Annotated in this window: 22 protein-coding genes; 18 read left to right on the top strand and 4 right to left on the bottom strand. The window is 62.8% G+C overall.

Annotated features, from left to right (window positions below; translation table 11 throughout):
* Nucleotides 1-47: 47 nt before the first annotated feature.
* Complete coding sequence (locus tag AC1MH0_RS22045; RefSeq protein ID WP_480966232.1) at nt 48-1,157, bottom strand: acyltransferase family protein; 1,110 nt, start codon at nt 1,155-1,157, stop codon at nt 48-50.
* 329 nt (nt 1,158-1,486) lie between these two features.
* Here AC1MH0_RS22045 and AC1MH0_RS22050 point away from each other — a divergent pair, with 329 nt between their 5' ends.
* Entirely contained in the window at nt 1,487-2,164 is a 678-nt protein-coding gene (locus AC1MH0_RS22050; protein WP_183937222.1) for a YgjV family protein, read from the top strand.
* A gap of 88 nt (nt 2,165-2,252) precedes the next feature.
* Here AC1MH0_RS22050 and AC1MH0_RS22055 read toward each other — a convergent pair whose 3' ends face one another.
* Nucleotides 2,253-2,771, bottom strand: coding sequence for a DsbA family protein (locus AC1MH0_RS22055; protein ID WP_480966233.1), 519 nt, complete (start codon nt 2,769-2,771; stop codon nt 2,253-2,255).
* Between the two features lie 358 nt (nt 2,772-3,129).
* On the opposite strand from AC1MH0_RS22055, the gene AC1MH0_RS22060 reads away from it, so the two are divergent.
* The 17 genes from AC1MH0_RS22060 to AC1MH0_RS22140 all read left to right on the top strand — a co-directional run bounded on the left by AC1MH0_RS22060 (nt 3,130) and on the right by AC1MH0_RS22140 (nt 18,697).
* Complete coding sequence (locus AC1MH0_RS22060; RefSeq protein ID WP_480966234.1) at nt 3,130-3,420, top strand: HU family DNA-binding protein; 291 nt, start codon at nt 3,130-3,132, stop codon at nt 3,418-3,420.
* Nucleotides 3,417-3,917: a Ros/MucR family transcriptional regulator gene (locus AC1MH0_RS22065; protein WP_183937224.1), complete on the top strand. Its 501-nt coding sequence runs from the start codon at nt 3,417-3,419 to the stop codon at nt 3,915-3,917. The genes AC1MH0_RS22060 and AC1MH0_RS22065 overlap by 4 nt, the downstream gene beginning before the upstream one ends.
* A 442-nt stretch (nt 3,918-4,359) precedes the next feature.
* Entirely contained in the window at nt 4,360-4,635 is a 276-nt protein-coding gene (locus tag AC1MH0_RS22070) for a hypothetical protein (RefSeq protein ID WP_037527298.1), read from the top strand.
* Nucleotides 4,632-5,072, top strand: coding sequence for a periplasmic heavy metal sensor (locus tag AC1MH0_RS22075; protein WP_037527296.1), 441 nt, complete (start codon nt 4,632-4,634; stop codon nt 5,070-5,072). Before AC1MH0_RS22070 ends, AC1MH0_RS22075 begins: the two co-directional genes overlap by 4 nt.
* A 10-nt stretch (nt 5,073-5,082) precedes the next feature.
* A complete protein-coding gene (locus AC1MH0_RS22080) occupies nt 5,083-5,670 on the top strand; it encodes an RNA polymerase sigma factor (protein ID WP_480966235.1) in 588 nt (195 codons plus the stop codon).
* A gap of 165 nt (nt 5,671-5,835) precedes the next feature.
* Nucleotides 5,836-7,797, top strand: coding sequence for a copper resistance system multicopper oxidase (locus AC1MH0_RS22085; protein ID WP_480966236.1), 1,962 nt, complete (start codon nt 5,836-5,838; stop codon nt 7,795-7,797).
* Nucleotides 7,794-9,029, top strand: coding sequence for a copper resistance protein B (locus tag AC1MH0_RS22090; RefSeq protein ID WP_480966237.1), 1,236 nt, complete (start codon nt 7,794-7,796; stop codon nt 9,027-9,029). Before AC1MH0_RS22085 ends, AC1MH0_RS22090 begins: the two co-directional genes overlap by 4 nt.
* 14 nt (nt 9,030-9,043) lie before the next feature.
* Nucleotides 9,044-9,619 (top strand): c-type cytochrome, encoded by a 576-nt coding sequence (locus tag AC1MH0_RS22095; RefSeq protein WP_480966238.1) that lies wholly within the window; start codon nt 9,044-9,046, stop codon nt 9,617-9,619.
* Between the two features lie 25 nt (nt 9,620-9,644).
* Complete coding sequence (locus AC1MH0_RS22100) at nt 9,645-10,403, top strand: PepSY domain-containing protein (protein WP_480966239.1); 759 nt, start codon at nt 9,645-9,647, stop codon at nt 10,401-10,403.
* Nucleotides 10,403-10,993, top strand: coding sequence for a DUF305 domain-containing protein (locus tag AC1MH0_RS22105; RefSeq protein ID WP_480966240.1), 591 nt, complete (start codon nt 10,403-10,405; stop codon nt 10,991-10,993). Before AC1MH0_RS22100 ends, AC1MH0_RS22105 begins: the two co-directional genes overlap by 1 nt.
* A gap of 235 nt (nt 10,994-11,228) precedes the next feature.
* Nucleotides 11,229-11,621, top strand: a complete 393-nt coding sequence (locus tag AC1MH0_RS22110) for a DUF305 domain-containing protein (RefSeq protein ID WP_480966241.1) — start codon at nt 11,229-11,231, stop codon at nt 11,619-11,621.
* Nucleotides 11,622-11,695: 74 nt separating this feature from the next.
* Nucleotides 11,696-12,145 carry a DUF411 domain-containing protein gene (locus AC1MH0_RS22115; protein ID WP_480966242.1) on the top strand — a complete coding sequence of 150 codons (450 nt, stop codon included), beginning with the start codon at nt 11,696-11,698 and terminating at the stop codon, nt 12,143-12,145.
* A 150-nt stretch (nt 12,146-12,295) separates the two neighbouring features.
* Entirely contained in the window at nt 12,296-12,664 is a 369-nt protein-coding gene (locus AC1MH0_RS22120; RefSeq protein ID WP_480966243.1) for a hypothetical protein, read from the top strand.
* Nucleotides 12,665-12,754: 90 nt separating this feature from the next.
* A complete protein-coding gene (locus AC1MH0_RS22125; RefSeq protein ID WP_480966244.1) occupies nt 12,755-14,008 on the top strand; it encodes a TolC family protein in 1,254 nt (417 codons plus the stop codon).
* Complete coding sequence (locus AC1MH0_RS22130) at nt 14,005-15,219, top strand: efflux RND transporter periplasmic adaptor subunit (RefSeq protein ID WP_480966245.1); 1,215 nt, start codon at nt 14,005-14,007, stop codon at nt 15,217-15,219. Before AC1MH0_RS22125 ends, AC1MH0_RS22130 begins: the two co-directional genes overlap by 4 nt.
* The gene (locus AC1MH0_RS22135) at nt 15,216-18,371 is read left to right on the top strand and encodes an efflux RND transporter permease subunit (RefSeq protein ID WP_480966246.1); all 3,156 of its coding nucleotides are present in this window, start codon (nt 15,216-15,218) and stop codon (nt 18,369-18,371) included. Before AC1MH0_RS22130 ends, AC1MH0_RS22135 begins: the two co-directional genes overlap by 4 nt.
* 2 nt (nt 18,372-18,373) lie before the next feature.
* Nucleotides 18,374-18,697 carry a copper-binding protein gene (locus AC1MH0_RS22140; RefSeq protein WP_480966247.1) on the top strand — a complete coding sequence of 108 codons (324 nt, stop codon included), beginning with the start codon at nt 18,374-18,376 and terminating at the stop codon, nt 18,695-18,697.
* A 39-nt stretch (nt 18,698-18,736) separates the two neighbouring features.
* On the opposite strand, the gene AC1MH0_RS22145 is transcribed toward AC1MH0_RS22140, so the two are convergent.
* Nucleotides 18,737-20,692 carry an FTR1 family protein gene (locus tag AC1MH0_RS22145; RefSeq protein ID WP_480966248.1) on the bottom strand — a complete coding sequence of 652 codons (1,956 nt, stop codon included), beginning with the start codon at nt 20,690-20,692 and terminating at the stop codon, nt 18,737-18,739.
* Nucleotides 20,692-21,318, bottom strand: coding sequence for a cation efflux transmembrane domain-containing protein (locus tag AC1MH0_RS22150; protein WP_480966249.1), 627 nt, complete (start codon nt 21,316-21,318; stop codon nt 20,692-20,694). The genes AC1MH0_RS22145 and AC1MH0_RS22150 overlap by 1 nt, the downstream gene beginning before the upstream one ends.
* Nucleotides 21,319-21,401 lie beyond the last annotated feature (83 nt).

Raw genomic sequence — 21,401 nt, forward strand, 5'->3', positions numbered from 1 at the left:
AGGCAGGCTTGGCCAATCAAAGGTCATCCCTATGCATCATGAAGCCTCTACCCAGGCTGGAGATGCCGCAGCACCGCAGCGTTCATCCGGCGCCGCGCCGGGATGTCGACGCGCGCGGCCATAAACCACGAGGCGATGCAGAGTGCAGACAACAGGACAAACCCTGACCATGGCGCAGGTAACTGTGGAAGACCTGGTAGAAGTTTGGGCAGGCCCATCACCCCAAGCGTAAAGACGGGGATTTGCAAGACATAGATGGGATAGGAAATCTCCCCCAGAAAAGCGCTGATTCCTCGACTTGGAACCGGGTTGCGCCCAGCCGAAGCGGCTACAATCAGCGGAAATAGAAACAGCACGCAGGCCGCATCAAATAGCCCCCGCAAGGCAGGTGGTATGGGCGCACCAAGGGCGCCGATCGTGATCACGATGATGATGGCCTGGGGTAGCTTGACGGAAGTCAGCGCTGCTAATCTTCCCTCCTCCCGAGCGCGGTGAATCAAAACTCCGACAAAGAAGGAAAAGGTGACCCTGATTGCGGCTAGATGAGCATCAGGCCAATATGCTCCTCCATTAAGATTGCCGCGAATGAGTACCAATGCCAAAAGGACCAAGCCCGATATGCTGGTGATCATTCTCAGTCGTTCGACAGTCAGAAATCTGAAACCAAAGCCGTAAACAGCGTTGGCGAGCAGCTCGAATGACAGAGTCCACGCTACAAAGTTCGCAGGAAACAGCGGTTGATACGGGATACCCACCGGTGGCGAAGGCAACATCGCGACGTTGAACATGCCGGAGAGCATTATCTCCGCTGCGAGATGATCGTTTCGATAGTAATAAGCGAGTTCAACGATGCCCGGCGCCAAGGCCAGCAGATAGAACGGATAGAGGCGGATTAGCCGAGCAGTGATGAAAGCCCCTCCCCCCATTCCGTCTTGAAGCCTCACATCATAAGCGCGGGCGAGCACGAAGCCGCTCATGACAAAGAACAAGTCTACCGCGAGGTATGCTCCGATTGCTACGAAGGGGGCGAAGGCTTGCGGGTAATGCAACGTGATGACGCTTATGGCGGCAAGACCCCGTAAAATGTCTAGGATATGAAAGGACCGTGATCGATCCTCCGCCGTTCGCTCGGCGCGACCTGTCGCAACATCGGCCATCTCGTGATCCCCAACCGCAGGCCGACCCCAAGGTTGTCTGAACACGACAGGCCCCGTTTGATTTACGCGGCAGCGGTGTTTACCCCTCACGGCTCTAGGCGACACAGGGTCCAGAGGCGCGCGAGGAGGTTGGCATACCTCTTCGCCCAAGCCACGCGGCTGCGCATGGCAAGACATCCTGCCCGCAACATCGACGAGCATTTCCACCCAAAGACTCTCGGCGCCGAGCTCGAATCTGACCCGCAGCCGTGCGCATCTCGTACAATGAAGGGCTTATTAACCTCGTATCTTCATTATGCGGATGTAGTCCCACATTTCCGCGAGAGAGCATGCCATCCTTTATTTCCGTGGCGATGGCCGCTGGCAGTGCGCCCAGCATTCTGTTGGGCATGATCGGGCTGGGCTGCGTTGTTATCTGGCCGTTCCTGCGCAGTTTGCGTCGGGTGATCGTCGTCCAGGGCGTAGGCGCGACCGCCTTCACATTTCAGTTCGCCGTCCTTGGCGCCTCGACCGCAGCTGTGGCTTGCGGCATCTCGCTAGCGCAGCTGATGATCGCGCTGACCGTACGGGACCGTCGAACGCGGCTTGCGCTCAATGTCGCGAGCCTCGTCGTCCTTGCCGCGCTGGCTCTTATCACATGGGCAGGCATATCATCGCTTCTGGCCGGTTGCGGTGGCTTAGTAAGCATGGCCGCGCGCAATCAGCCATCGCCTATACGGATGAAGGTAGGCTTCCTGATCGGGGCTCCCTTCTGGTTGGCACACAATATTATAGTCGGCGCGCCGTTTGCGCTGACGGTGGATTTCATCTCCGTCGTCACTAACATCGGTGGACTCGGCCTAGCGGCGTTCGGGGCGCGGCGGAGCCTGCAAGCCGCGGGCTCAGGCGCTGCATTGCGCAATGCAGGGGGCGTTTACCGGGCTTCTTTCAACCGATACTTGGGCTGGGCGGGCTTATTCAGGCTGAACCGCTATCGTGTCGCGGAGCAACGGAAGCGCTGCGCATGATCGATCTATTACAGGCCGTGTCGGCAGCGAACGCGTAGCCGATGCAAGCGCAATGTCATTGGATAGAGGCGGATGTGATCTTTGTGCGTCATGAAGCGCGCGCGCGAGCGAACAATCGAGTAAAATCCGCTTCGTCAATCGCGCCGATGACCAACACCGGCCCAGCAAGGTAGCCCGGCGTGCCCGGAAGTCCGATCGCGAGAGCTTGTCGACCGTTAGTGCGAAGGAGCGCCGAGATTTGCTCGTCGTGCGACGTCAGATAGGCGATGGTCCGGGTCCAATCACCACCCGCCTCAGTTACGACATTCCTGAGCATGCCATCGTCAATAGCTCTACTGTCAGTCATAAGCCGACGATGAACCGCCGGGTAGATGCCCTGCTCGGCGCTCGCGAGCGCCACCCGTGCAGCTTGCTCCGACGGTGGACCGAAAATGGGCCAGTCCTTGTAGATCACGCGCACGTCTGCGTCCTTGCGTATTGCTTCTTCCAACGCCGGGAACGCACGCCTGCACGCTGGGCAGCGATAGTCAGAAAAGACAGCGAGATGCAGGGATGCATCAGCCGGCCCGCTCATCGGAAAACCCTTTCCGTCGAGGATTTTCGCCAAAGCGCTGGACCTGCCGATGTCACGTCCGATCGGCACCGTTCGCCTTAACACCATACTGGCCGCCCATCCGCCAACGACCAATGCACCCAGCTGCATTATTTGGCGACGGGTTAGCGGCGCGGGCATGCTACAGCCCCTGCGGGAGTCTGATGGCGCGGATGCCGCTGCGCGTAAAACATTCCTGGCATGCGCACTTGGTAGCGGGTGGAGGCACGGAGCACAGCCAAAACTGTTCCGACCTCATGGGCATCGAACTCTGCTGAATATATTATCGGTCGACACAGCAGCTCACTCGTGCCCACAAGCCTCCGCTATTTTGCGGTGCGTTGATTCGCTTTGACGGCAAGGAAAGTTTTACATGAAGCTGGACGATCTTGTGAGAAGTGTCGGAACAGAAAGCGAACTTAGCACGGTAAAGGCGCGCGCGCTGATCGACCATGTGTTCGGCAGTATCGGCGATGCGGTTGCACGCGGCGAGGAAGTGTCATTGCCGGGGTTCGGCAAATTCTCCAGCAAGGGTACGAACGCGCGCACCGGACGCAATCCACGTACAGGCGAGCCAATGGAAATCGCTGCGTCGACCAAAGTCGTGTTTGTCCCCGCCAAGGCGTTCAAGGACAAGCTTCCCATCGCAAAGGGTCGCTCATGACGACAGAGACTGACGCCGGTCCAAGCGCTATCGAACTCGCAACCGAGCTGACGATCGCATGGTTGAGTAATCCCAACACCCGCGCGTCGGCCGAGGACGTGCCGGCGTTTCTCGCCACGATGCGAGATAGCGTGCTGCAACTGATCGGTCAGCCAGATGCGGCAGGCGTCGAGGAACCTCCAGCTGACCTGTTCACCCCGGCGGTGTCAGTGCGCAAGTCGCTCGCGTCGAAGGAGCACATCATCTCGATGATCGATGGCAAACCTTACAAGACCTTGCGCCGCCATTTGGGAGGGCATGGCCTGACCGAAGAAGAGTATCGGCGCCGGTATAATTTGAAGGCCGATTATCCGATGGTGGCAGAAGCGTACTCAGCCGCGCGTCGCGCCATGGCAAAGAAAATTGGCCTGGGCCGCAAACCTGGCCTGCGGACGACACCAACTGAATCCAGTCCGCCCAAACGACAAAAGTTGAAGCTGCCGACTATCACCGGATAGTTTTTAGGCAATCAGTCGGACCCTAGCAGCCTCTTCGAGAAACGGTCGCCACGGGAGAGCTATCACGATCGGCCAAGGACGTTGAAACGGCATACCTAGCCTCCCAAAACCGCTTCTTGTTTCCTTCTCCGAAATCCGGCTGGACCGTATTGAGTTTTCGGAGAATGCCTCTGCTCGTCTGCTATGCGCGCGTGTCCACGACTAGTCGCTTAGCCAATCTGCCTAGATAGAGGCTGTCGCTCGACCACCGGGCCTTTGTCCACCCACCCAACCCTGACGCCTCGCCTTGCGGCCCGGCGTGGGCGTAGCGTTTAACCAAACAGGTCGCCGATCATGCGCAGCTCGCAACGTACGCACTTCGACCGGCTACCCCGCACAACCCGAGGGTGAGGGACAGGAGCCCCGCCCGCGTATTTCATGCTAGAGGGGCGGAGTGAACGATATGAACAACCTCGACGCAGTATTGATGAGGCTCGCGTACGCACCCGTGCCCGAAAGCCTCGACGGAATCGAAGCCAGGGTGCTCGCGCGCATTTCTGCGGCGCCAGTGGCCCGTGTCGGCATGGGCTTCGGCGCGATGACGATCGCGGCTGCGCTCGTCATGGGGATATTCGGCGCTGGCGTTCCAGCGAAGGAGGCCAGCGCGGCATCTCTCCTATTCCCGCTTGGGCCAGTGTCGCCGCTCGCGCCATCGACCTTGCTGGTCGGCACGCCGTGAGCGGCCGTACCCGGCTCATGCTTGGTGTGATCGCGTGCTTCGTCGCGGCGATCATCGGCGTGTTCATCGGGCGGGCGCTTCTCCCGTCCCGGGCGCAGCCCGGCGCGGAGCTGCATGACGTGCTGCATCACAAGCTAGCGCTGGACGCCACCCAAGAGGCGCGCCTTCAGATATTGGAGCAGCGGTTCGCGGTGCAGCGGCGCGCGTTCGAGCTGGAGTTGAGAGCCGACAACGCGCGGCTTGCCGAGGCGATCGAGGCCGAGCACGGCAACGGCCCGCGGGTCGCCGCCGCAGTCGATCAGAGCCATGCCGCGATGGGCGAACTACAAAAGGCGACGCTCGCGCACATATTCGCGATGCGACAGCTTCTCCGGCCGAACCAGACCGGGCAGTTCGATCAGGCGGTGGTCAAGGCGCTCACCGACGACGTCCATTGAGTCTTGGTGCGTGAGCCTCGACTGGACGACGCTAACCGAGGGTGAGCTTGCAGCGCTCAGCATCGCAGGAAGGCAGGCCGCTTTTTCCGAGATCATGCGTCGGCATCGCCAGTCAGTCTTCCGCATGGTCAGGGCTTGCGTCGGAGAAGCCGACGAGGCGCTGGACCTGGTGCAGGAGACGTTCGTCGCGGCTCACCAGGCGTTGCCTCGCTACGACGGCGATCGTTCGATGCGCGCGTGGTTATCGACGATCGCGATCAACAAATGCCGGGATTGGGGGCGCAAGCGCACCGTGCGGCGCTTCCTGTCGTTCGCCGCGCCGATCGGCCCCGAGGCCGAAGCGGTGGCAGACGATCAGGTCGCAATCGACGACGCCACGGGCGATCGGCAGGAGCTGGAGCGGGTGACGCGCGCCATCTCGACTTTGCCGGCAAACTTGAAGGAACCGCTTGTCCTCCGCACTATTGAGGGCTTGAGCCAAGCCGAGACGGCCGAGGTATTGGGGATCAGTGAGAAGGCCGTAGAGACCCGCCTGTATCGAGCGCGGCGCAGCCTCGCAGACCGACTTGGGGCGATGACCCGCTCAGCCGTTGGCTGAACAGCCGATTACAAACTACGTCACTGCCGGTTCAGAGCAAGATTGCTGGGAAACGCGGTACCTTCACCCGCTCTCGCTTTTACCTGCAAAGGAGTTGAGGGCTTTGCGCTGGCGCCGCGTATCAAGGCTAGAGGGATACTCCCGTTCTAGAGCCTTGAGGACCGTATGAGCCGCATTCTTGACCGCCGCCAGATGCTACGCGGGGCCGCCTTAGCAGGAGGCGGGCTTGCACTATCGGCCTACATGCCTGCATGGGCGCAGACCAATTCAGCGGGGATGGCGACCCCGCTCCCGACCGTCACCGGCAACGACATTACGCTCCGCATCGCGCGCCAGACGATGTTGATCGATGGCCGCGCGTCCAAGGCGATCGGCATCAACGGCACCGTGCCGGCCCCGCTGATCCGGTTGCGCGAGGGGCAGACCGTTCGTCTCAATGTCATCAACGATCTCGACGAGGACAGTTCGATCCACTGGCACGGCCTGCTCGTTCCCCCGCAGTACGATGGCGTGCCCGGCATCTCGTTTCCTGGGATAAAAGCTCGTTCGAGCTTCCTCTACGAGTTTCCGATCCGGCAGAACGGCACATATTGGTATCACAGCCATTCCGGGCTTCAGGAACAGCTTGGGCATTACGGCCCAATCGTGATCGATCCTGCAGGGGCCGACCCGGTGCAGTTCGACCGCGAGCACGTCATCGTGCTGTCGGACCACAGCCAGCTCAGCCCGGCTACCATCTTTCGCGACATGAAAGTCGACCCCGGTCACTTTAACTATCAGCGCCAGACCCTCGCCGGGGTGCTTTCCGGTAAGGACCAGCCGCTCAAGGACCGCGTGGATTGGGGCAAGATGCGGATGGACCCAACCGACATTTCCGATGCGACCGGCCCCGCCTATACCTATCTCGTCAACGGCCATGGCCCGCGCGACAACTGGACAGCGCTGTTCACGCCAGGGCAGCGCGTGCGACTGCGCGTGATCAACGCTTCGGCGATGACTACCTTCAATGTGCGTATCCCTGGCCTCAAGCTCAGCATCGTCCAGGCTGACGGACAAAACGTCATGCCGGTCGAGGTGGACGAGTTCCAGATTGGCGTTGCCGAGACGTACGATGCAATCGTCACCCCGACCGACAATCGTGCCTATACGCTCGTCGGCGAGGCGATCGACCGATCCGGCCTGGCGCGCGCAACGCTCGCCCCGCGCCCCGGGATGGCGGCCGAGGTGCCTGCGCTCCGTCCGCGCCCGCTCGCGACGATGAAGGACATGGGCATGGATATGTCGTCGATGGGCGGCATGGATATGTCGGGTGGCGATATGGGCAAGATGCGCGGCCCCGACCCGACCAACGAGAAGAATCCGTCCGCCGGTCTCACCACCCCCGGCGCCGGCATCGCAGCAGGCGCGATGGCAATGGGCGGAATGCCGCAAGGCGGCACAATGTCAGGGATGGATCATTCGGCGATGAACCACGGTGCGATGGCGACGAGCGGCAGCGCGGGCGGCATGGCGGGGATGGACCATAGTTCAATGGGCGGCCAGCAAGGCATGGCCGGCATGGACATGGGGTCCATGAAGATGCGCGACTTCTCCAAAGCCCCGCAGGTCAAGAAGGGGCCGGGTGTCCAGACCATCTCGCCGATGCCGATGGATCGCACCGGCGACCCCGGTCAGGGGCTTGAGGATGTCGGCCACAAGGTGCTGGTCTACCGGGACTTAATGGCGCTGGAACGCAACCCGGACGTGCGGGCTCCCAGCCGCAGCCTCGACATTCACCTGACCGGCAATATGGAGCGCTTCATGTGGTCGTTTGACGGCGTGAAGATGTCCGACATGATGGAGCCGATCCCCTTCCTCGAAGGTGAGCGCGTGCGGATCAACCTCATCAACGACAGCATGATGGGGCACCCGATCCATATCCACGGCCACTTTTTCGAGCTGGTGACGGGGCACGGCGATCATGCGCCGCGCAAACACACCGTCATCGTCCAGCCAGGCGGCAAGGTAACGTGGGATTTTACTGCCGATGCGGTCGGCGATTGGGCGTTCCACTGCCATCTCCTCTACCACATGCACGCCGGCATGATGCGAACCGTGAGTGTCCGTCCGCGGGGAGACGCCGCATGACGCGCCTTGCTCCCCTGCTGGCGTCGGCCGCCATGCTCACCCTCGCATCTCCGGTCGCTGCGCAATCGATGTCGGGCATGAACATGCCCGGCATGACGATGCCAGCTCAAAAAAAACCTGCGGCCAAATCGTCCGCACCAGCCAAGGGTGCCAAGGCGAAGCCCGTCGCTGCGAAGCGCAAAACGCCGGCGAAAGCTTCGACTGACCCGATGGCCGGCATGACGGGAATGGATCATTCGGCAATGCCGGGCATGGCCATGCCTGGTGATACCTCACAGCCAGCGCAGGGCGCTTCCCAGTCCATGCCGGGAATGGAGATGCCGGCGACCGGTCAAGTGGCTCCACAGGGCGCGCAGCAGGCGATGCCGGGGATGACTATGTCCGGTGACCAGCACAGTGGTCATGATATGCAGGCTATGCCGGACATGGCTGGGATGGCGATGCCCGGTACGGCGATGCCCGGTATGGAACAAACCGGCACGGCGCTGTCCGCCGGGAACGCGCCGGCCCCCGCGCCGCCGATGGACCATTACGCCGACCGCCAGTTCGCGCCGGCTGATATGGCGAAGGCGCGGAACGCCATGATGTTCGAGCAAGGCGGTAAGCCCTTCTATCAGGTAATGTTCAATCTTGCGGAATATCAGGCGCGCCAAGGCCGCGACGGCTATCGTTGGGATGGCGAGGCGTGGTTTGGCGGTGATATCAATCGCTTGTGGCTGAAGAGCGAGGGTGAGGGCGCGTTCCGGGAGGGTGTCGAAGGTGCTGAAATTCAGGCGCTCTACAGCCGCGCGATCGGTCCTTATTTTAATTTGCAGGGCGGCATCCGACACGACTTTAAGCCGTCCCCTTCGCGCAATTATGCAACAATCGGATTTGAAGGGCTCGCGCCATATATGTTCGAGGTTGAAGGAGCGCTGTTCCTAAGCACGAAGGGCGACGTGCTTGGGCGCCTCGAGGGGTATTATGACCAGCGCATCACGCAACGGCTAATTCTACAGCCTCGCGTAGAGTTCAACCTTTCCGCTCAGAATGTGCCAGAGAACCGGCTTGGTGCGGGGCTGACCGACGCCGAGCTAGGACTCCGGCTTCGCTACGAAATCAGGCGGCAGTTCGCACCCTATGTTGGCGTTTCCTATGTCGCACAGACCGGACGCACAGCGGATTTCACACGCGCCGAGGGCAAGGACCCAACCACGACGAGCTTCGTCGCGGGCGTGCGAGTGTGGTTCTAGACGGGGGCTGGAAAATGGATCGGACCGGATTGAAGCGGCACTTGCCCAGCCTTTCCTTCGTCGCTGCCTTCGCGCTCGTCGTAGCGCTGAGCGCAGGCGTCTTCATTTACCTTGGCGTCTATAACATTGCGGCCGACGAGCCCCACACACAAGCTGTCTATTCGGTGCTCGAACGCTTGCGCGATCGGTCGATCGAGGCGCACGCTCGCGGCATTACGCCACCGGCAGATCTTGCGTCGGCGCAGCGCGTGTCGGTCGGAGCGGGTCTATACGGCGAGATGTGTTCAGGGTGCCATCTAGGTCCCGGCGTCGAGAAATCCGAAATGAGCCAAGGCCTTTATCCGCAGGCACCGGAACTCGCACGCGCCCAGGACCTCACCCCCGCACAGCAATTCTGGATCATCAAGCATGGCGTAAAGCTCAGCGCCATGCCGGCATGGGGCAAGACGCATCCCGATCCGCTGATCTGGGATATGGTCGCGTTCGTGCGCAAGCTCCCCGGTATGACGCCCGAACAATATAAGGCACTGGTGGCCAGCGCCCCGGCCGATCACGATGAGATGATGAAGGCGATGCCAGGCATAAAATGATGCCGGCGACGAGGTTGATGGAGGGGTGGTTCTGAAAAGCGCAAAATTGAGGCTGCACCTTTTCGCAAGCCGCACACATAAATGGCTTGCGATCATCATAGGCGCGCAGCTCCTGCTATGGTTCATGAGCGGCGCCTTGATGAGCTTCCTGCCGATCGACCGGGTGCATGGGGATCATCTCGTCGACCGCAAAGCCGTGACGGCCATCCCCACCGGCATCGCGCTCGCGCCGCCATCGGCGATCGTCGCCGCGAGGGGTGCGCCGATCGAGGCCATGACCTATCGCATGTGGCTTGGGCGCCCCGTCGCCGAGGTCGCGACCGCCAAGGGCACACACCTGTTCGACGCGATGACAGGCGCAGCACTTCCAGCTCCGACTGCCCGCCAAGCCGAAGCGATCGCGCGCGCCGCTTGGCGCGGCAGCGGACAACCAGCGGCAACGGTGGAGCGGATCGAGCGTATCAGCCCCGAATATAGGGGAGCGCTCCCCGCTTGGCGCATTGCCTTCGCCGACCCTGATTCTACTCGAGTATTTGTCGCATCGGACACCGGCCGGATCGCGGCTGTTCGAACCGGAACGTGGCGGCTCTACGACTTCTTTTGGGGGCTTCACATCATGGATTGGACCAATCACGAAAACTTCAACACGCCCTGGCTGCTGGCTTTCGCGATCGGCGGGCTCACGTTGTGGCTCGGGGGAGCGGTCCTACTTTATTTTCGTTGGCCTAAGCGCCGTCGCCGCAATGCTGGGGGGCAACATAAGCTCGAGAAGGGAAACGCGTGATGGATGAAAAAAAAGATAAAATGAGCATGGGTGCGGGTTATGGTCGCTTCGCTGCGATGATCGCGACCTCGACCATCGTGATGTTCGGGCTGATGTACCTGAACAGCTACGCGCTGAGTCATGTCTTCTACAGCCAGACGCGCACCTGGATGGCAATCTACATGGGTGCGGTGATGGCGATCATCATGCTCGGCTTCATGTGGTCAATGTATCCGAACCGGCGCGTCAACCTGGCGATCATCGCGGGGAGCGTCGTCGTCTTCGCAGGCGCGCTGTGGCTGGTGCGCAGCCAGGAGACCGTGGACGACGTGTCCTGGATGAAGGCGATGATTCCACATCACTCGATCGCAATTATGACCAGCGAGCGCGCACACATTAAGGATCCAGAGGTCCGCAAGCTAGCGGACGGTATCATCGACGCACAGGTGCGCGAGATTACCGATATGAAGCGAATGATCGCACGGTTGGAGGCACATCCCACACCTAACAGCGCGCCCGACCTGCCCTCCTACCGGGACAAGGGCGTTGCGCCGCCAGTGCCTGAGACCGACGAGAGCGCCGGCGTTAACACGCTACAGCCGATCCGTTAGGAAGCGGCCGGAGGGGTCGCCCCCTCGGCGCCGTTATCGCGATCCCGACCAGGGAAGCTTTGGCTGTGCAGGACCCGATCAGCAGCCGGCAACGCGATGACTGATCGCCGAGACCCCGCAAGAGTGGATACGGGTGCGCGCCGTTCTCGCTCAGAAATAATGCGGAGGCGACCAGTTAGCTGAGGGATGTAGGCTTTCGCCGCGTAAAAGGCTTAAGAACCCGAGGAGATCGACAATGCGATTTGCATCGACATTAGCAGTTTTAGCCCTGATCACGACGCCCGCGCTCGCGCAGCAGAGCGGAGGGATGCAAGGCATGGATCACAGCCAGATGGGCGGCATGAACGGTGGCGACATGTCAAAGATGATGGCGGGCAACCCGTACGGCCAAGCCGAAATGGACATGCATCAGAAAATGATGGCCGCCAAGCAGGGCGATGCCGCCGAAATGTGGACCCGCAAGATGATCGAGCATCACCGCGGCGCTATCGCTATGTCGCGCGTCGCGGTCCGCGACGCCAAGGACGCGCAGACACGCCAGATGGCGCAGATGACGATCACGAAGCAGGAAAAGGATATTGCGGAGCTACAGGCTTGGCTCAGCAAGCATGGTAAGCGCTCGCAGTAAGGAGCGCTTTCCCCCGCCCTGTCGATCCCCCTATTTCCCCCGGCAGGGCGGGGCTTCTAATTCGGAGCTGATCTATGAAATACGGCCTTCGCGGCATCGCTACCGCCTTGTTGATGACGCTTCCCGCGGTAGCATCGGCCGCAGCCGACATTGCCATGCACCGCGATCCTGGGTGCGGCTGTTGTGAGAGATGGGCGGCCCAGGTTCGCCAGCAATTCGGCCGCAAGGTCCAGATCATCGACGACGCTAACCGTGCCGCCTTCCAGCGTCGCCTGGGCGTGCCGGCGCAGCTCGCGTCCTGCCACACCGCGATCATCGATGGTATGGCGTTCGAGGGGCACGTTCCGATCGGCGATATGAAACGCGTGCTTGCGCGGCACCCGAACGGCGTGCGCGGACTGGCGGTCGCGGGAATGCCGATGGGCTCCCCCGGTATGGAGGTTTCAGGAGTAAAGCCCCAGCCCTACGACGTGATCGCGTTCGGCCCGACCGGCCAGCGCGTCTATGCCCATCACGGCGCCTAGACACACTGTATGGTCCCGATGGCAAAATCTTGGACGACCGGCTCCCCGATGCGCCCGACCGTGTCTTCGTGCCCGATGTAACCAAATCGCTGACGTTGCGAAGAAGTATGGTGGATTGACAGGTTTCGAAGCGACCCGCAGAAAGTGCATGTGAAGCGTCTGTCCCTTTTCCTGATGCTGATCGGCGTGATTGTCGGACTTGCTATACAGCAGCCCGCCCAGGCGCTTGCCGCCCCGGCGGGTGCGATGGACATGGCAGCAATGGCAACGAGCGACATGGCGTCCATGCCGGATTGCATGTCAGCGGCGGAGAAGAACGCAGTCCACAAGCCGTGCAAGTGCGGCTTTGCCGGCTGCATCGTCATGATGGCGTCGGGCGGATCGATGATGCTGTCCGACCCATCGATCGTGCTCCAGGCTGCGGCGCGCTCCGATCGCGATGAGCAAATCGGTATCTTCGCAGCCTTGCGCGGCCGTTCGACCGCCCCCGAGCCAGAACCGCCTTCGATCCTGATCTGATTTCAAGTCCGCGCGCGTGCCCGTCACGCGACCTGGCGCGCCTGCGCCGGGTACGACGCGATGTGAACTCAAGGATCAGGACATGATGAAATGGGAACCCCCTTACGCCACCGCGCGCCGCGCGCGCTGGTATGGCTCGCGCTCGCGTCGGTCAGTATGCCGGCGATTGCCGGACCGCTGACCTTCGACGCGGCGCTGCAAAAAGCCACTGCCGACGCGCCGTCGATCAAGGCGAAGTCGTTCGGTGCCGATGCGACACGATCGGCGCGAAGCGCCGCAGGACAGTTGCCCGATCCGAAGCTCGCGCTCGGGATCGACAGCTTTCCGATCTCGGGACCGCTCGCGTTCGAGCCGCAGCGCGATAACTTCACCTGGGCGCGCGTCGGTATCTCGCAGGACATTCCCAATCTCGCCAAGCGTCGCGCACAACGTGGTCGCGCCGAGGCGGACATTGGCGTCGCCGACGCAGAAACCGGCGTGGAGGCGCGCATCGTGAAGGTCCAGGCCGCGCTTGCATGGATCAGTCTCGCATATGCCGAGCGTCGACTTACGGCGCTCGACACGGTGCTTCAACGGCTCGACCGCTTCGTCAAAGCGTCACCCGGTGCGGTCGCGTCGGGTGCATCGCGGCCAGCACAGGTGCTTGCCGGGCGCGAAGCTGTTGCGAAATTACAGGACCGGCGCGACGAACTGGTGTCGATGGTCGGCCGCGCGCGCGCCGACCTCACGCGCTGGACGGGCGAAGCCGACCCCGACATCGCAGGTCCGATCCCGGACTTCACGGTAGAGCCTGCGCGCCTGCGCGCATCGCTTCGCGAGCATCCGACGCTGGTGTTGGCGGGTGCCACGATCGATCGCGCGGAAGCCGACCTCCGTATCGCCGAGGCCGAACGGCGTCCGGATTTTGGCGTCGATCTGTCTTACCAACGCCGCGATCCCCGGTTCGGCGATTATGTGTCCGCAGGCGTCACGATCGGCCTGCCGTTGTTCAAAAAGCGGCGCCAGGAACCGTTGATCGCGGCCCGCGCTGCCGATGCCAACAGCGCACGCGCCGGCGCAGATGCGAGTTTGCGCGAACTGACCGCCGATCTCGAAGCAGGTCTTGCCGATCACGCGATGCACCACGCGCAATGGTCGCGCGCCCGTGACGTGCTGCAGCCGCTAGCCGAGCAGCGGGTGACGCTCGAGACCGGCAGTTACAGCGCCGGGCGCGCCACCCTCACCGACATCGTCGACGCGCACGCCGCGCTTGCCGACGCGGTTCTCACCACGCTCGATCGCGAGGCGACTGTCGCCGCGGATGGTGCGCGGCTCATTCTCCTGTTCGGGAGCGCCGACCAATGACCACGTCACTTCAACGGTCGCAGCTCGCTGCGACGCTTGCCGCTGTCGCCCTCGTCGCGGGTGCTGGAGGCTATTATCTGGCCGGCTCGCGAAATGGGGCACCTTCCGCAGGGACACCGGATACTCCTCGCAAGCCGCTCTATTATTACGACCCGATGGTGCCGCAGGAGCATTACGACAATCCGGATTCCCTGTCGTCGATGGGGATGAAGACGGTCCCCAAATATGTCGACGCGAGTAGCGGCCCAACGGCAAAGCCAGGCGTCACGGTCGACCCTTCGGCGATGCAGAGCCTCGGGATCCGGCTTGCAACCGCGACCACCGGCACGTTGGCCGGCACGCTCGATGTGACCGGCGCAATCGACTTCAATCAGCGCGACATCGCAATCGTGCAGGCACGTGCCGCTGGCTTCATCCAGCGGGTCTATGGCCGCGCACCGGGAGACGTAATCCGTGCCGGGGCGCCGATCGCCGACGTGTTGGTCCCCGAATGGGGCGGCGCGCAGGGCGAATATGAAGCGGTGCGCAAAACCGGCGATCCATCGTTGATCGCTGCCGCACGCCAGCGTCTGCGACTGATCGGCATTCCGGGCGGCGTGGCGGGCGGGCGTGGGATGACCACCATCCGCAGCCCGATCGGGGGCGTTATCCAGACACTCGATGCCCGCGCCGGCGTTACGCTCGCACCCGGCCAGACGCTCGCGCAAGTCAACGGCCTCGGCACGGTCTGGTTGAACGCTGCGGTGCCGGAAGTGCGCGCAACCGCCGTCAAAATCGGGCAGACGGCGACGGCGGATCTGGCGGGGTTCCCCGGTGAGCGTTTCACCGGTCGCGTCATCGCCGTCTTGCCGACGACGCAGGCGGACAGCCGAACACTGACGGTACGGATCGAGCTGCGTAACCCCGGTGGTCGCCTGCGCCCCGGCATGTTCGCGACCGTCCATCTGGGCGGCACGTCCGACACCGCGCTGCTGGTGCCGAGCGAAGCCGTCATCCGCACCGGCAAGCGCACGCTCGTCATGCTCGCCGACGGCAAGGGTCGTTTCCGACCGGCCGAGGTCCGTATCGGGCGCGAGGCAAGCGGCCAGACCGAAATCCTAGCCGGACTGGCGTCAGGCGAGAAGGTCGTCGCATCGGGCCAGTTCCTGCTCGACAGCGAAGCGAGCCTGACCGGCATCGCCGCGCGCCCGATTACGGGGGACACGAAGTGATCGCGCGGATCATCGAGGCGTCCGTCAAGGCGCGTTTCCTCGTCCTGCTCGCAGCCCTCGCGCTGATCGTCGTCGGGGTGGGCGCTTTGCGCTCGACAGCAGTCGATGCGCTGCCCGACCTGTCCGACGTCCAGGTCATCATCCGCACCACCTATCCGGGCCAGGCCCCACAGATCGTCGAGAACCAGGTCACGTACCCGCTCGCGACGACGATGCTGTCCGTGCCGGGGGCGCGCGTGGTGCGCGGCTATTCGTTCGTGGGTGACAGCTTCGTCTATGTCCTGTTCGACGACGCGACCGATCTCTATTGGGCGCGCAGCCGGGTCCTCGAATATCTGAGCCAGGTGCAAAGCCGCCTCCCCGAGGGTGCGAAGGCATCGCTCGGCCCGGATGCTACCGGGGTGGGCTGGGTCTATGAATATGCGCTGGTCGACCGGACCGGGCGTCACGACCTCGCACAGCTCCGCAGCATCCAGGACTGGTTCCTGCGCTACGAGTTGAAGACCGTGCCGGGGGTCGCCGAGGTCGCGAGCATCGGCGGGATGGTGAAAGAGTATCAGGTCGTCCTCGATCCGCAGAAGCTGGCCGCTTACGGGATTACCCATGAGGCGGTGACCGAGGCGCTGAAGCGCGGCAACCAGGAGAGCGGCGGATCGGTCCTCGAGATGGCCGAGGCGGAATATATCGTCCGCGCGACCGGCTATCTGAAGACGCTCGACGATTTCCGCAGCGTGCCGCTCAAGACGGTTGGCGGCGTGCCCGTGACACTCGGCGACGTCGCCACGATTCAGATCGGTCCCGAAATGCGTCGCGGGTTGGCCGAGCTCAACGGCGAGGGCGAGGTTGCAGGCGGTGTGATCGTGATGCGCCAGGGCAAGAACGCGCGCGAGGTGATCGACGGGGTACGCACTCGGCTCGAGGAATTGAAGAAGAGCCTGCCACCCGGCGTGGAGGTCGTCACCACCTATGACCGGTCGGGCCTGATCGATCGCGCGGTCGACAATCTGACCGCCAAGCTGATCGAGGAGTTCATCGTCGTGGCGCTCGTCTGCGCGCTGTTCCTCTGGCACGTGCGATCGGCGCTGGTCGCCATTCTCACGCTCCCGCTCGGTATCCTGATCGCCTACATTGCGATGCGCGTGCAGGGACTGAACGCCAATATCCTCTCGCTGGGCGGCATCGCCATCGCCATCGGCGCAATGGTCGATGCGGCCGTCGTCATGATCGAAAACGCGCACAAACATCTCGAACATTGGGCGCACGATCATCCAGACGAGACATTGGCGGGTGCCGAGCGCTGGCGCGTCATCACCGCCGCTGCGGTCGAAGTCGGCCCGGCGCTGTTTCTCAGCCTCCTGATCATCACCTTCTCGTTCGTGCCGATCTTCTCCCTTCAGGGGCAGGAGGGGCGCCTGTTCGCGCCGCTCGCCTTTACCAAGACCTATGCGATGGCGGGGGCGGCGATCCTGTCGATCACGCTGATCCCGGTGCTGATGGGGTTGCTGATCCGCGGTCGTATCCCGTCCGAGAATGCCAATCCGATCAATCGCGTCCTCACCCGGATCTACCGTCCGGCGCTCGATTGGGTATTGGCGCGGCCGAAACAGGCGCTGGTCATCGCCGGCCTCGTGTTTGCGACCAGCCTCTGGCCGATCAGTCAGCTTGGCGGCGAGTTCATCCCGCAGATGAACGAAGGCGACCTGCTCTACATGCCGTCCGCGCTGCCCGGCATCTCGACCGCCAAGGCCGGCCAGCTTCTCCAGCTTACCGACCGGCTCATCAAGACCGTACCCGAAGTGGAAAGCGTGTTCGGCAAGGCCGGCCGCGCCGACACCGCGACCGACCCTGCCCCGCTCGAAATGTTCGAGACCACGATCCGCTTCAAGCCCAAGGATCAGTGGCGCGCGGGCATGACGCAGGACAAATTGATCGATCAGCTCGACAAGGCGGTAAAGGTGCCGGGCCTCGCCAATTTCTGGATTCCGCCGATCCGCAACCGGATCGAGATGCTGTCTACCGGCATCAAGAGTCCGATCGGTATCAAGGTGGCAGGCGCGAACCTCGCCGAGATCGACGCGGCTGCGCGCGAGATCGAACAGGTCGCGAAAACCGTGCCAGGGGTGGGGTCTGCGCTCGCCGAACGGCTCACCGGCGGGCGGTATATCGATGTCGATATCAACCGGGCCGCTGCGGCACGCTATGGTCTCAACGTCGCCGACGTGCAGTCGATCGTGTCGGGCGCGATCGGAGGCGAGACGATCGGCCAGACCGTCGAGGGACTCGCGCGTTATCCGATTAGCGTGCGTTATCCGCGCGAGCTGCGCGATAGCATCGAGGGCTTGCGCAACCTGGCCGTGCTGACGCCGGCAGGGCAGCAGATCACGCTCGGCACCGTCGCCGACGTTCGCATTACCGATGGACCGCCGATGCTACGCAGCGAGAACGGCCGGCCGGTGACGTGGATCTACATCGACGGGCGCGGCGCGCCGCTCACCACCATCGTTCGTGATCTGCAGAACGCGATCGCCGCCAAGGTGAAACTGCCGCCCGGCGTCAGTGTCACCTATACCGGCCAGTTCGAGTATCTGCAGCGCGCGGTCGAGCGATTAAAGATCGTCGTTCCGGCGACCTTGGTCATCATCTTCCTGCTGCTCTACGCGACCTTTCGCCGGCTCGATGAAGCCGCGCTGGTGATGGGCACGCTTCCGTTCGCGCTCACCGGCGGTCTATGGCTGCTCTATCTGCTCGGCTACAACCAATCGGTCGCGACCGGTGTCGGGTTCATCGCGCTCGCCGGGGTCTCAGCGGAGTTCGGCGTGGTGATGCTGATCTACCTCAAGCATGCGCTGGATGCCCGGGGCGAGACACCGAACGATGCCGAGGTCGCGGCGGCAGTGCGCGAAGGTGCCCTCCTTCGGGTCCGGCCCAAGGCGATGACCGTCGCGGTGATCCTTGCCGGGCTGTTCCCGATCCTGATCGGGACAGGCACCGGCTCTGAAGTGATGAGCCGGATCGCTGCACCGATGATTGGTGGGATGCTGACGGCGCCACTTCTTTCGATGCTGGTGCTGCCCGCCGCCTATCTGCTGCTGCGACGATCGCGCCAGCCTGCCGCTTCTACGTTCCCCCTTACCTCTTCAATCAAGGATTAGACATGAAAACCATCGTCCTACTCATCGTCGCCAGCCTCACGGCAACCTCCGTAGTAGCGCAGACAATCAAACCGATGCCGGGCACGGCGACGAAGGCCGCCAAAACCGGCAACGGTAGCGGCATCGTCAAGGCGCTTGATCCGAAGACAGCCAAGGTCACGATCCAGCACGGGCCGATCGCCGCACTGGCATGGCCCGGGATGACGATGGCCTTTGTCGCCAACCCGCCAACGCTCCTTAGAAGCGTCAAGGTCGGGCAGCGGATAGATTTTACGGTGCAGGTGACCGCGGCGGGTCCGACCATCACGGCCATCAAGCAACGTTGACGGGCTGCAGGCGGACCGTGGAGGCGGTCCGCCTCTACTTTAGGCCGAGGCAGCTTTCTGGGTCCGGCTTCCGCCACGCCGGTTCCACGCGAACCCGATGGCGATAGCGACCGCCATGAGAATTTGCGCGAGCACCGATTGCCAGGTTGGAAACAGACCAAGCATCGACAGCCGTGGTACGTCTGCAAGCGGCGCTATGTCGATGATCCCAGCTTCCTGGAGTGCGGCAACACCCTTACCCGCAAGCACGACCGTCAACGCCGCCATCAGCCAAGAGCTATAACGGAAGAACTGCGTGATCGGCAGCTTTCTGGTGTAGCGGAGCATGGCCCAGGCGATGACGCCCAGCAAAGCAACCGCTGACCCGGCACCGGCAAGGAGCATCGCGTTGTTCCCCTGCGCCGAGAGAGCCGCATAGAACAGTATCGTCTCGAAGACCTCGCGATAGACCACGACAAACGCCAGCCCGAACAGGAACCAGCCCGAACCGCCCGAAAGCGCGCGGGACATCTTCTCGCGAATGTAGCGCTGCCACTGATCGGCTTGCGCCTTGCCGTGCATCCAGATGCCGACCGAGAGTAGCACGATCGCTGCAAACAGCGATCCGAACCCTTCGGTAAGCTCGCGGCTCGCGCCGCTGATCCCGATCGCATAGGTCGCAATAGCCCAGGTGACGCCGCCGGCGACGAGCGCGCCAATCCATCCGCCATGAACGTAGTGTAGCGCGTCGGTGCGATCGGCCTTGCGCAGAAATGCGATCATGGCGACGACGATGAGCAGCGCTTCGAGCCCCTCGCGCAGCAAGATTGTAAATGCCCCCAGGAAGGTGGACGCCTCCGTGGCGGCATCAGGGGACAGCACGGCTTCCGCATCGTCGAACAAACCGTCGAGCACCGATACCTTTTCTGCGAGATCTTCGGGCGAGGCACCGCGGTCGATCGCGGCGCGGAACTCGCCCATAGCGCCCTCGATACGACCCATCAGGGTCGCATCGCGCGCCGTAAGGGTCGGTTCGATCGGCTCGAACCCGTCGAGATACGCCGACAGGGCCAGCTCCTTCGCCCCGCGCGCATTACCGCGCCGGGCCGCAGAGACACTTTCGGCAAGCTCGGCACGGGCAAGCGAGAGCGATCCCGGCGCCTGTTGCACCACCTGATCGGGGTGGCGACGCAGGAACGCGAGCACGGCGTCGGCCTTGGCTTCGCCGATTGAGGTGGCGAGCGCAGCCGGGGTGAGCGCGACCAGCGTTTTCAAATCCGGAATACGTCTGCGAAGCGCCGGGTCCGACTTCCACAGCCGCGCGCCTTCTCGCGCCTGTTCGTCGGTAAAGGCAAAGCTGCCAGCGCGGAACGCAGCCGCCCAACGCTGATCGTTCGGCAGATCAGCGAAGCTCTGCATCGCCGTCCCGTCAATGCCCTGCGTCACCACCTGATAAAGCGCGAACACACTCCGTTGCCGGGCGCGGGTTACATCGGTGAACGCAATCGGAGGCGTGGAAAGCTTGGCCGCGTCGGGACCGTGCCCGTTCCCTGTCATGCCGTGACAAGCGGCACAGGTCTGCTGGAATAGGGCAGATCCCGATGCGAGATCCGGCACCTTGTCGGGCGCAAGCGGCACCGGATAGGCGCGCAGCAGATCGGCTGCGAGCCTATGCGCGAGGGTAGCGACCTGTTCGGCCGATCCCTTGCGGCCAATAAGCGCTTGGAGGTTGGTGGCGCCTTGAATGAGGCTTTGCCGTTCGGGCTTCGCCGGCAAGCTCAGAAGCCGTGTCGAAACCGATGCAGCAAACTCATTCATTTCGGAATATTCGGACTTGCTCTTGATCCTGCCGGCCTCAACGGCACCACCATAATCGACCGCCACATAGTCGAGCAGCCGCCACGCGGTTTGCACATCAGCCGGATCGGCCATCGCCGCGGTGGGGACGAGCAAGGCAACTATCGTGGCCAAAAAGCGAACCGAGAGCAGCGCCCTGATCACGTCGAGGAAACGCATTATCGCTGCCCTCGTTCGCGCAACGCGCCTGTGACAATCTCATAAGCCGAGTGCAGGAACAGGAGTGCGATTACACCGGCGACCGCCAAGTCCGGCCAGGCGCTCCCCGTCCAAGCGACCAGCCCGGCAGCGGCGATCACTGCCACATTAGCGAGTGCATCGTTGCGGCTGAACAGCCAGATCGCACGGACGTTGGCGTCTCCTTCCCGGAAGCGTGCAAGCACCAATGCCGAGGCGACATTGATTGCCAGAGCGACGACGCCAATCGCGCCCATCAGCTCGGCATCAGGTGCGGTAGCGTTGAGGGCTCGCCAGATCGCGAAGCAGATCACGCCCACTCCGAGAGCCCCAAGAAACAGCCCTTGCGAGAGGGCAATATTAGACCGCGCCCGAGGTGCCCAGGCGAGCGCAAGCAGGCCAAGCAGGCTGATCGAGCCGTCACCTAGAAAGTCGAGCGAGTCCGCCTTCAGCGCCTGACTGTCAGCAATAAATCCGCCGAACAGCTCGGCAACACCGAAGCCGAGGTTGAGCACCACGACGATCAGTAACGCGCGGCGGTAGGCTGGATCATGTTGCGCGCGAGCCGGTTCGCCGGCGCAGCCGCAGCTTGCTTCGTTGGAGGTCATAGCGTCCCCCTACATGCTACAGTAACTGTAGGATCAAGCGGAATCTGCGATCCGTTCGCATTAGCGGGATGACACTATGACGA

The organism is Sphingomonas sp. AP28, assembly GCF_056680455.1.